This window comes from Streptomyces sp. NPDC004561 (assembly GCF_053602155.1).
Window position 1 is genome coordinate 1 of record NZ_JBSGDB010000325.1, and the last position, 10,388, is coordinate 10,388.

The 10,388-nt window shown below is 71.4% G+C and carries 7 protein-coding genes and 3 pseudogenes; 6 read left to right on the plus strand and 4 right to left on the minus strand.

What is annotated here, in order from left to right:
- Nucleotides 1–84, plus strand: a pseudogene (locus tag ACWEN3_RS32145) (SAM-dependent methyltransferase); the annotation flags it as partial.
- 187 nt (nucleotides 85–271) lie between these two features.
- Here the strand turns inward: ACWEN3_RS32145 and ACWEN3_RS32150 are convergent.
- Both ACWEN3_RS32150 and ACWEN3_RS32155 read right to left on the minus strand, forming a co-directional pair.
- Nucleotides 272–718, minus strand: a pseudogene (locus ACWEN3_RS32150) (GNAT family N-acetyltransferase); the annotation flags it as partial.
- A 425-nt stretch (nucleotides 719–1,143) separates the two neighbouring features.
- Entirely contained in the window at nucleotides 1,144–1,359 is a 216-nt protein-coding gene (locus ACWEN3_RS32155) for a DUF4287 domain-containing protein (protein WP_452977932.1), read from the minus strand.
- Nucleotides 1,360–1,674: 315 nt separating this feature from the next.
- On the opposite strand from ACWEN3_RS32155, the gene ACWEN3_RS32160 reads away from it, so the two are divergent.
- From ACWEN3_RS32160 to ACWEN3_RS32170, 3 genes are all read left to right on the plus strand, one after another.
- On the plus strand, nucleotides 1,675–2,295 hold the full coding sequence (locus tag ACWEN3_RS32160) for a TetR/AcrR family transcriptional regulator (RefSeq protein WP_452977935.1): 621 nt from the start codon (nucleotides 1,675–1,677) through the stop codon (nucleotides 2,293–2,295).
- 816 nt (nucleotides 2,296–3,111) lie between these two features.
- Nucleotides 3,112–4,590 carry a vanadium-dependent haloperoxidase gene (locus ACWEN3_RS32165; RefSeq protein ID WP_452977938.1) on the plus strand — a complete coding sequence of 493 codons (1,479 nt, stop codon included), beginning with the start codon at nucleotides 3,112–3,114 and terminating at the stop codon, nucleotides 4,588–4,590.
- A 651-nt stretch (nucleotides 4,591–5,241) separates the two neighbouring features.
- Nucleotides 5,242–5,625 carry a hypothetical protein gene (locus ACWEN3_RS32170; protein WP_452977941.1) on the plus strand — a complete coding sequence of 128 codons (384 nt, stop codon included), beginning with the start codon at nucleotides 5,242–5,244 and terminating at the stop codon, nucleotides 5,623–5,625.
- Nucleotides 5,626–5,810: 185 nt separating this feature from the next.
- Here ACWEN3_RS32170 and ACWEN3_RS32175 read toward each other — a convergent pair whose 3' ends face one another.
- Both ACWEN3_RS32175 and ACWEN3_RS32180 read right to left on the minus strand, forming a co-directional pair.
- Entirely contained in the window at nucleotides 5,811–6,446 is a 636-nt protein-coding gene (locus ACWEN3_RS32175) for a DUF4291 domain-containing protein (RefSeq protein ID WP_452977944.1), read from the minus strand.
- A 20-nt stretch (nucleotides 6,447–6,466) separates the two neighbouring features.
- Nucleotides 6,467–7,253 (minus strand): annotated as a pseudogene (locus tag ACWEN3_RS32180) (IS5 family transposase); the annotation flags it as partial.
- Between the two features lie 367 nt (nucleotides 7,254–7,620).
- Between ACWEN3_RS32180 and ACWEN3_RS32185 the strand changes: the two are divergent.
- Together ACWEN3_RS32185 and ACWEN3_RS32190 are read left to right on the plus strand one after the other, a co-directional pair.
- Nucleotides 7,621–8,154 carry a hypothetical protein gene (locus ACWEN3_RS32185; protein WP_452977947.1) on the plus strand — a complete coding sequence of 178 codons (534 nt, stop codon included), beginning with the start codon at nucleotides 7,621–7,623 and terminating at the stop codon, nucleotides 8,152–8,154.
- Nucleotides 8,155–8,602: 448 nt separating this feature from the next.
- Nucleotides 8,603–9,292: an HAD family hydrolase gene (locus ACWEN3_RS32190; RefSeq protein ID WP_452977950.1), complete on the plus strand. Its 690-nt coding sequence runs from the start codon at nucleotides 8,603–8,605 to the stop codon at nucleotides 9,290–9,292.
- Nucleotides 9,293–10,388 lie beyond the last annotated feature (1,096 nt).

Genomic DNA, 10,388 nt, shown 5'->3' on the forward strand with positions numbered 1-10,388 from the left:
CACGTCGGCTCGATGACCGCCCTGGACCTGCCCGACGCCACGCTGGGCGGCATCCTCGCCCTCTACTCCACCATCCACGTCCCGGCCGGGCCCCGCTCACGCTCCCGCCCGCTCCCTCGGCTTCCTGCCGTGCGGCTTCGCTCCGGTCCCGGGAGGCGGGTGCGGGGTGTTCGCGCGACTCCTGCCATTCCCTGCGGAGCATGCCGAGCAGCACACGGTCGTACGGGAGGCCGTCCACCTCGACGGCCTCCCGGCGGCGGCCCTCCTCGCGGTAGCCGAGCCGGGTGAAGGCGCGCAGGGCGCGTTCGTTGCCGCTCCAGGTGTCCAGTTCCAGGCGCCGCAGCGGGTAGGCGCCGAAGAGATGGCCCGTCAGCAGCCGCACGGCCTCGCTGCCGTGACCGCGTCCCCAGTACTCCCGTTCGCCGATCGTGACGCCGAGGGTGGCCGTCGCCGTGTACGGGTCGAGGTCGCGGTAGTCGGCCATGCCGATCGGACGGCCGTCCGCCCGGTCCTCGACCGTGAAGACGGCCGACTCCCTGGGCACCAGGCGCAGCATGGTCTCGAAGGCGAGCGCGACGGCCTCCGCGGTGACCGGTCCGAAGCAGGGGTCGCCGGCGGCAGCCCACCGGACCACTTCTCGGTCGTTGCGCCAGCGCAGATGGTGCTCTGCGTCCTCGGCACGCAGAGCACGCAGCCGGACGCGGTCACCTTCGAACATGAACAGCCTCCTGGAGGGCGGAAGTCGAGGAAAACGGGCGGGCCCGCCCGCAGAACTGCGGGCGGCTCCGCGGGCGGTGAGGGGGGCGGGAACTGCCGGGCCGCGGGACCCCCGAGGCTCGGCGCGGCCCGGCACGGTACGGGCGCGGGGGCGGCCCGGGCGCGGGCGGGAACTGCCGGGCCGCAGGCACCCCCCGAGGCTCGGCGTGGCTCGACGCGGTACGGGTGCGGGGGCGGCCCGGGCGCGGGCTGGAGCGCACCGCGGGGGTCGCGGGCGGCCGCGGGACGGCGCCGGGGGCCACGGGGGTTGCCGGGGTGCGGGGCGTCCCGGGGAAGCGGCGGGTGCGGGTGCGGGCGGCCGGTGATCCGGCCCCGGTACGACTGCGGGTGTGCCGTCTTTCCCGGTTCACGGGTGGGGGGCGCGGGCTACGGCCGCCCGGTGTCCTCGGCCAGGGTGTGCGCCACGAGGGCGTTGGCGTGGCCGTGTCCCAGGCCGTGCTCGGTCTTGAGCCAGGCCACCAGTTCCATGTGCTTGGTCAGCGGGGAGGCGCGGATGAGGTCCTTCCACTGCGCTATCGGGCGTCCGTACTTCTTCTCGATCGAGGGGAAGTAGCTGGCGGGACCCTTCACCGGTGCGGTCATGAGGTCACGGTCTCCTGTCGGTGGGTGCGGTGCAGAGGCGGTCTTGACGTGCGGCGGTGCAGGCGGGGGGCGGCGCGGGCGCGGGCCTCACCGCCGCGGAGCCGGGGGCCCCGGGCGGGCGGGGACGGAAGGCGCCGGCCGGCCGTGGCGCGGGACGAACCGGGGCGTCGAGCGGGTGGGTCACGCGGCCCCTCCCTCCTGGTCCGGGAACATCGGCCGGAAGAACTGGACGGTGTGGTACTGGTGTGGAACTGGACGGTACAGTACCCAAGGGGAAACTGGACTGTCCAGTACTCACGGGATGGAGGTGGTGGCATGGAGGCCAGCGCACCGGGCCGGTCGGCCCGCAAGCACCAGGCGATCCTCGAGGCGGCGACGGAGGTGTTCCTGGACAAGGGCTACGCCGGCACCAGCATGGACGACATCGCCAGGCTGGCCGCGGTGTCCAAGCAGACCGTCTACAAGCACTTCGCCGACAAGGAGCAGCTGTTCGCGCAGATCGTCCTGGCCACCACCGACCGGGTCGACGCCGTGATCGACCTGGTGGCCGACATCCCCGCCGACGCCGCCCGCCTGGAGGAGAACCTGAACCGGCTCGCCCGCCGGTTCCTCACCGCCCTCACCCAGCCCCGGGTGCTGAAGCTGCGGCGCCTGGTCATCGCCAACGCCGAGGCCTTCCCCGACCTGGGCGCCACCTGGTACGAGCAGGGCTTCGGACGGGTCCTTGCCACCCTCGCGGCCGCCTTCCAGCGCCTGACCGACGCCGGGCTGCTCCGCACCGACGACCCGATGCTGGCCGCCGGCCACTTCGCCGGCCTGCTGCTGTGGATCCCGGTGAACCAGGCCATGTTCACCGGCACCCCCCAGCACACCGAAACCGACCTCGACCACTACGCCACCACCGGCGTCCGCACCTTCCTCGCCGCCTACCGCTGAGCCCCACCCCCGCCGCCTGAGCCCCACCCCCGCCGAGCCCCGCCCCCGCGGGACACCCAGCCCCCTTCCCCGGCACAGCCCGGCCAAGGACGGCAGAGGTCACCGACGGCGAAGCCGGGGGGCTGCGCGTGACGCCGAGGAGACAGGGGCACCGACACAGCGCACCGCCCCGCACAGACACGGGATGACCGCGAGCCCCCCGGGGGGGGCGAGAGGCGCGGGATCCCGGGCGAACCGGGCAGAGGGCCGCCAGGGACCACCCCCGGGAACCGGGCGTGCGCAGGCGAGGCCGGCAAACCCCGGCGAGACCGACCCCGCCGGGGCCCGCCCCCATCGCGGGGACGTCGAGCCGCCGAGGGACGGCACCGGCGCACCATCCCTCCAGGCGGCCCGGGATCGCGCCGCTCCTTCAGACCCGGGAGCGCGCAGATCCCTCAGGCCCGGGACCACACCGTTCCCTCAGGTCTGGGAGCGCGCCGTTGCCTCGGGTCCGGGATGTGGTGGCAGAGGATGCCGGCGCGGACGCCCGGCAGCCCGGCGACCGAGGCGACCAGGCGGCCGGGCACGCCCCCTCTCTGCGGAGTCGGCTCGGCGGCCGCGGCTCGGCGGCCGCGGCAGACCACCCGCCCGGGTGAGACCTCGTCATGCCCGGGCCGTCACGGCCCGGCTGACAGTCAGTCAGTCACGACCGGACGGGCGTTTCCGCACAAATCCTGACGTATATAGGATCATCGGTATTTCGGCGTGGTTCATCCTGATCTTGGCATATGCGACCTTACGCTGCCGCTGTTGATCAGCGACGTCGAAAGGAATGCCATGGCTCCCGAGCCCGATCACGGCCGCCGGCCGGCCGCGAAGTCCCTGCTTGCGGGCGTGAAGTCCCGTCTCGGCGGACGCCTGGGAGGGCTGCGGGCCGCTGTCGTGGCCGCTGCCCTGCTCGCCGGGCTGAGTCCGGTGGCGGCCGGTGCGCCGCAGGCCGCCGCCGCGACAGGACACAAGGACGATCCGACGCAGTACTGGAACAAGGTCCTGCTCCAGACGTTCCGCAATGCGCGGGGCTGGGACGCCTCGCCCGGCAGACTCACCAGGGCCGGGGCGATGGTCTACGCGGCGGTCTACAACGCCGAGAGCGCCTACCAGTACACGTACAAATCCCTGAAGTACCAGCCCTACCTCAACCGGCCGCTGAAGTACGCCGCCAAAGGGTCGCGGCCGCGTGCGGACGAGGAGGAGCGGCTGATCGACCGCACGGCGTACCGGATGATCTCGCAGCTGTTCCCGGCCGACCAGGCCTACATCGACGCCCGGTTCAGGGCCCGCACCGGCCGCTCCCCCCACTCCTACGACCCCCTGGACCGCCTGGTCGTCGACCCGGTGGTCAGGCAGATCAACCGGGCCCGGGCGGGCGACGGATCCGACAACCCCGACCGCTACAGCGGCGACACCACCACACCCGGAGCCTGGCGGCCCACGGGTGAAGCCGACTGCAGGCAGCCGGGCGACGCGGTGACCCCGAACTGGGGCAAGGTGAGACCGTTCGTGCTCCGCTCCGGCTCGCAGTTCCGGCCTCCCACCCTGCGCGGCTTCACGTCCTACGCCGATATGGTGGCCAGCCCCCAGTACGCGAGCCAGCGCGAGGAGGTGCGGCGGGTCGGCGCCGTCGACTCCACCGAGCGCACCCACGAACAGACCGTCATCGGCTGGTTCTGGGACCACGACCTGGACGGCACCTACAAGCCCCCGGGACAGATGCTCGAGCTGACCGGGATCGTCGCCAGGAAGTTCCGGCTCGGCACGTACGACACCACCCGTCTGTTCGCGACGTCGGCGCTGTCGCTGGCGGACGCCGGGATCGCGGCCTGGGACACCAAGTTCGACACCCCGATCAAACTGTGGCGCCCGGTGACCGCGATCCACGCGACGGGCGGCGCGAACACCACCTGGGAGCCCCTCAGCGCGGACCGCGCCGGGGCACCGTTCACCCCGTGCTTTTCCGCCTGGACCTCCGGGCACGCCAACTTCACCGCCGCCTGGGCAGGCGCGATGAAGCACTTCTTCGGCCGTGACAACGCCTCCTTCACCGCCCACTCCGAGGACCCGCACACCCTCGAGGCCTACCGCCCGATGAGGAGCTTCAGCCAGGTCGCCCAGGAAGGCGAGTTCAGCCGGCTCTGGCTGGGCGTGCACTACCGCTGGGACGCCGAGGACGGCAGGGCGATCGGCACCCACGTCGCCGACTACGTGTCCGCCCACGCACTGCTGCCCACCCGACCGAACCACCCCCACCAGCACTGAACCGAGCCCGCCCGCACCGGCAGCGAACCGGGCCACCCCACCAGCAGCGAAACGACACCGCACCCCACACCCGCGCGGGGGCGACCAGACCCGGCCGTCGCCCCCGCCCCCGACCCCACCGGCGAACAGCCCCAGCCCCACCACCGGGAACGCCGACCGCCCCGCCCACGACGCGCCGCCCGACCCCGGCCACGACGCGCCACCCACCCCGGCCGCGACGCGCCACCCGAACCCCGGCCACCCGGCCACCCCGATCACCGAACTGCCCGCCACACCCCCGCCGGCACCGGCTGCCACCGCATCCCGGCCCCGGGGAAACCGCCCGCGTGCGCCGTCCCGCGGCCGCCTCCAAGCCCCGGCAAAGCAGCCCGACCACAACCAGACCGATCCCGGCGGCACTCACTGAGAGAGCGTGTGAGGTCTGCGGCGAACCAGGCCAGGCAAGCATCCGTTCTGTCGTGGCCGGCACGCAGGGTGCGGCCATGACTGTGCCTGACCCGGTTCCCATTCGGCCCGGTTCCCATTCGGCATGAACCGAACTACCGAACGCCCACGATCGGGCAGTGGGACGGAGGCCAGTCCTTCGCTCACGTCAGCGGTGTTTTCGCAGGCCGGGACGGCGATGGCCGGGTACTCGGCGGTGGTACTTGCGTGCTGCACGAGTTCGACGCCGCCGGCCGGCACCTGGACTCCCGGATCAGTGCAGCCAAAACGGTCGCTGACGGGCCGGCGAAGGCACCCGTGGGGGAAGCCGCGCAGCGGCTCCTGCACGAGTGGCTGGACGCGCTGCCCGGGCGGCACTTCACCGACATCGCGATCGCCCCGTGCGCCGTGGAGGCCGACGGCACACGGTTCGGCCTGGTCCGCGAGTGCCACGGGGAGCATCCCGAGGCAGAGGAACAGGACGACCGGGCCGAGTTCCACCCGACTCGGCTCGAACCGGCTCGGGTTCAGCGCGCCGTGGGACGGCTCGTACGACACCTGAAGGGACGTGCGCTGCACGGGATGTGCGCTGTGCCGGCCGGCGGCGCGTGAGAGCGGCCGAGGGCCCGGTCGGGGCGCCGAGCGGGCTCGGGCGAGCCGGCGAACCATGAGAGCGATCATCGCCCGGCGGATCATGGTTTCACAGTGGGCCGCGCCGGTCTCCTCGCGCGTGGTCTGCAACCGCAGGACGGAAACAGCCCGGTCCCCTTGGAGATCATCCCAACTGGCAGTTCGGATCATCGATGCAGGTGAGCCAGGACCCCGTCGTGCACGGGGTAGGGACGTTCACGGGGCAGGAGCCGCCGCGCGGCGTCCAGATCCCCTTCCCGTACATGCGCGTGGATGGTGTGGGCGAGCGATGTGACGTCGGTGATGGAGACGGTCCACTCATCGGCGTAGAGACGTGCGGCTTCGCCGGCGAGGCCGAGCTGGAGCGATCGGTGGGCAAGTGGCTGAAGGCGCAGGTCGCGTTCGGGGTCCCATTGCACCCGGGCCGCAGCCCGCTTCAATCGGTGCTTCCACGTGGCGCGGTCGGCGTGGAGTCCATGCTCGTAGTGGGACAGGCAGGCGTGTTCCAGTGCCCACGCGAAGCCGTCGCGGGAGATCTCGACGGCGAGGACGGTCTGTTGTCCTTCTTCGGTGCCCCACACGCAGCGGTACATCATCGACAGGAAGGACGGCTTGATCCACGTCATCCGGTCCCGCTGCCACGCCGCCGGGAAACGCCCCTCCCGGGCGGCCGGCATGCCGATCTCCGGGGCGTAGGCCTGGTAGACGGTGACCGTGGAGTCCGTGTGCAGGGCTCGGATCCGGTATTTGGGTTCTGCCACGAAGACCACAGTGGGCACACCGGTTCGCGCGCGCCATCGCATGACCGCGGTGCGAAGCCGTCGAGCCTGCGAGAGCGGACGAGGGTGGCGGTGCCGGCCAACGCGAGGAAGCGTCGGCCTTGCGTGCGCAGCGGCGGTGCAGGCGGCGGCATCCAGCAGACCGGGCCACCGTTCTCTGCGCGGTCCAGCGGTGACGGCCCAGCCGCTGGCAGGACTCGATGCCCGTGCGGGCGATGCGCGGCGTGATGTTCCGCGAGCGGAGCCGTCGGCGCAGGCGGTCGTAGTCGTACCCCTGGTCGCCGTGGAGCTCGGCGGGCCGTCACCGACCAGGCCCGCGCCGGGAGCGGAGGGGAGGCACGCCCCGCACCAGAGGTTCCAGCCCCTGACTGTCGTGGGTACCGGCAGCGCAGATGCCGACCGAGAGAGGGCAGAGCGGTCCGCTCGGCAATCAAGTGGATCTTCAATCCCCCTTTTTTTTGCCCCGGTCCACCGGATCCGGGCCCGTCAGCCCCCTCTTTCATGGCGCGCGGGCTCGCCGAGCCGATGGCGCAGCGCGACCAGTCCAACTCCCCGCGTGCGCCGCGTCCGTCCAGGACCAGGCGGTGAAGCCTTCCCCACACCCGGGCCCTGCTCCCCCCGGGTGAACCGGGGTGCACGCCCGGCCCGGACAGGCCGGAAACCGGCGGCACCAAACGCCACGTGCACCCCGTCGCGGCTACGAACACGATTCACGGCCACAACCGCCATGACGCTGACGCCGCCGGCCCCGCCCTGCGGGCGCACCGGCGCCGGGGGCACCACCCGCCGGCACAGCTCCCCCAACCCGCCCGGAACCAGACGCTCCACCATCGTCAGCACGACACTGAGACTGATCGAGCCGATCGAGACGGCTCTCCATGAAGGGGGCCGATATCGCCGGCACTCTGTCCGGGTGACATCACCCGTGTCGCCGTAGTTGCACCACGGCTTTCTGCGCCAGGTTGGTCCGGCAGGAATTCCTGTCCCCCACCTACCGCACGAAAGGACTGCCGTGAAACGGGTCGGCATCTACACAACCCTGACTTTCGCCGCCGCCATGGCACTGACGGGCGCAACAGCGGGCCAGGCTTCCGCGGAAACCGGCACCGCTCCCGTATCCCCGGCACCGGTCACCATCGTTTTCAACAACGGATTCTACGGCAATATCATCAACAAAGGGGATGGTAATAGCAATAACGTGCAATTCGGCAACGGGCAGGGCGGCACCCAGGGCGGCACCGGAATCACCCAGGGCGGCACCGGCAACGTCCAAAGCGGCATGCAGGGCGGCACCGGCAACACCCTCGGCGGTGCGCAGGGCGGCACGAACAACGTCCAGGGCGGAGCCCAGGGCGGCATCCGCAACACCGACACCCAGGGCGGGCCCCAGGGCGGCACCAACAACGTCCAGGGCGGCACCCAGGGCGGCACCCGCAACACCCAGACCCAGGGCGGCACCCAGGGCGGCACCCACAACACCCAGGGCGGCACGCTCAGCGGCACCCGCAACACCCTGGGCGCCACCCAGGGCGCCGGCAACAACAACACCCAGGGAGCCACCCAGGGCGCCGGCAACCACAACACCCAGGGCGGCACCCAGAGCGGCACCAACAACACCCAGGGCACCGTCCAGGGCGCCACCCAGAACATCATCGACGCCACCCGCAAACTCCTCACCCACACCTACGAGCAGGCCACCGACCAACTGGCCGCCCACGGCGTCACCCCCTAGAACACCACCCCCGCAACAACCGCAGACGACCGCAAGCGGCCACCACAGCCGCGGCGGGTACCGCACGAGGCCCTCGGACCGCCGAGCGACAGACCCCACGTCCTCGCACCCCGCTCCCGGGGCCTCGTCACCACCCCACCCCACCCGCCCCGCACCCGCACCCGCCCTGTCTGTAAGCACTTGTTTCGGCTCCAGTGCACGGAGTTGTTTTGGCCCCAGCGGCGGGTCGCAGGGGGCATGTGTCGGTGTGATTCACGTCCCTGCAGCAAGGTGATTTGGCCCCACTTCGATCGGGTGGTTCCGCTGGCCGGAGTGGGGGGGTGCTGGCGGTAGTTCTGAACCCTCGGTGGACCTCCGCCGGCGCGCCCCCGACAGGTGCGTGGAGGGTTGCAGATCTTGATCGTCTTGGGCTTGCGGCCGGCTCCTCGGCGCCGCCAGGATCGGCTGCATGATCAAGGGTGTGATGTTCGACTTCTCCGGGACCCTCTTCCGGATCGAATCGGCCGCGCAGTGGCTGCGCGCGGTGGCAACGAAGGCCCGCCTGGACGTGCCCGAGGGTGAACTCGACGCGTGCGTCAGCCGGCTGGAAGAGTCCGGGGCTCAGCCCGGAGGGGTTCCTCCGCGTAAAGTGCCGCCCCATCTGGAGGCACTGTGGCGGGAGCGCGATCTGACCGCCGAACGACACCGGGCGGCCTTCACAGCCCTTGCCCGGGAAGCGAAGCTGCCTGCGGCTGACCTGGCCGAGGCCCTGTATGAACGTTCTCAAGTGTCCGGGGCATGGCTGCCTTATCCCGACACCGAGGAAACCCTCCGCGCCCTGCGCGCGCGAGGCATCCCGGTCACTGTCGTCAGCAACATCGGCTGGGACATGCGCCCCGTCTTCCGCGACCACGGTGTCGATGCCCTCGTGGACGCCTACTTCCTCTCCTTCGAGCGCGGGGTGAAGAAGCCCGATCCCCGGATCTTCCAGATGGCGTGCGACAAGCTCGGAGTGGCACCCGGCGATGCACTCATGGTGGGAGACGAGCCTGTTGCGGACGTCGGCGCTGCCACGCTGGGGTGCCGGGTCCACCTGGTCGATCCCTTGCCCGTTGACCAGCGTCCCGGCGCGCCGGCCGAGGTGCTCCATCTCCTCTGACGTGGCCCGACCGGGGCGACTTTCGGCGCGATGTCGAGGGCCCGGCGACCGAACACCGTCCAGCCCTCGGGCTCGATACCGCGCAGACGTACCCGCTTACCAGTCCAGAACGAAGTCATCCCCTGTCCGATCACGCCGCAAGATGCGACGCGCAGGCCCTCCTGACCCTGGCCTGAACTGTCTCGTCATACCGGTGGAGCCAGATCAACTTGGTACGTCAGTGGAGCCCCGAAACGCTGGTGCGCTGATGCCCAAAGAAGTGCTTACACACACCCGCCCCGAACCTCCCAGGGGCACAGGAAACCGCCGCACGGCACAGCCACCGCCCCCCGGGGACCCGACGGACCGAACCCCCGGCAGCACTTCCAGCTACAGACTGAGTACAGCCGAGCCCCCCACGAGGGGGGCTCCTCGCCTGTCCCTGCAAGGCCTGGGCAACGACCGTGGTGGCACGGGGTACAGGAACGCGCACGCCGGGCGTCGGCCGGCACACCGGGCAGCCACTGCACGGCGAACCAGAACTCCCCGCGGACACCGGGGTCCTGGAGGACTGCGCCCAGGAGGCCGGCGAGACGGGTCAGACGGTGACACACGGTGTTACGGCGGACCTGCAGAACCGGCCGGCCAAAACCCATACCGGCCACCGGCGCCGAACGGGAACCTCTCCGAGAAGCCCCAGGACATGAACCCGCCTTCGACGACCACGCCAGGACCGGCCACCCCCCGCGCAGGGACTTGCGCCGGGAGACCCTCCACGGCCGGGACGACGGCCGGGACGCCCGCCGCCGACACCACCCCCGGACCACCAAAAACAAGACCGGACGACCAACAACAAGAAAAGGGAAAGCCACACCGGACCCGAAAACCGGACCCGAAAACCGGCACCCCATGCGGAGCCACGGAAAAGACAACAAGAAGGAGGCTTCCGGCGCGGGTTCCACGCACACGCCACCGCAGCCACCGCGGCCCCGCACCGACCCCGCACCGACCCCGCAAAAAACACGACCCACGCCGCACAGAACACCCACATTCCAGACATGAGGCACCCCGGCACACCTCCCCCACCCCACCACCCCCACCGCACCCCCACCCCACC

Excerpts from the sequence above, each read along its gene's own strand:
- ACWEN3_RS32165 (WP_452977938.1), top strand. The coding sequence starts at position 3,112 with ATGGCTCCCGAGCCCGATCACGGCCGCCGGCCGGCCGCGAAGTCCCTG.
- ACWEN3_RS32155 (WP_452977932.1), bottom strand. The coding sequence starts at position 1,359 with ATGACCGCACCGGTGAAGGGTCCCGCCAGCTACTTCCCCTCGATCGAG.
- ACWEN3_RS32190 (WP_452977950.1), top strand. The coding sequence starts at position 8,603 with ATGATCAAGGGTGTGATGTTCGACTTCTCCGGGACCCTCTTCCGGATC.
- ACWEN3_RS32160 (WP_452977935.1), top strand. The coding sequence starts at position 1,675 with ATGGAGGCCAGCGCACCGGGCCGGTCGGCCCGCAAGCACCAGGCGATC.
- ACWEN3_RS32175 (WP_452977944.1), bottom strand. The coding sequence starts at position 6,446 with ATGCGATGGCGCGCGCGAACCGGTGTGCCCACTGTGGTCTTCGTGGCA.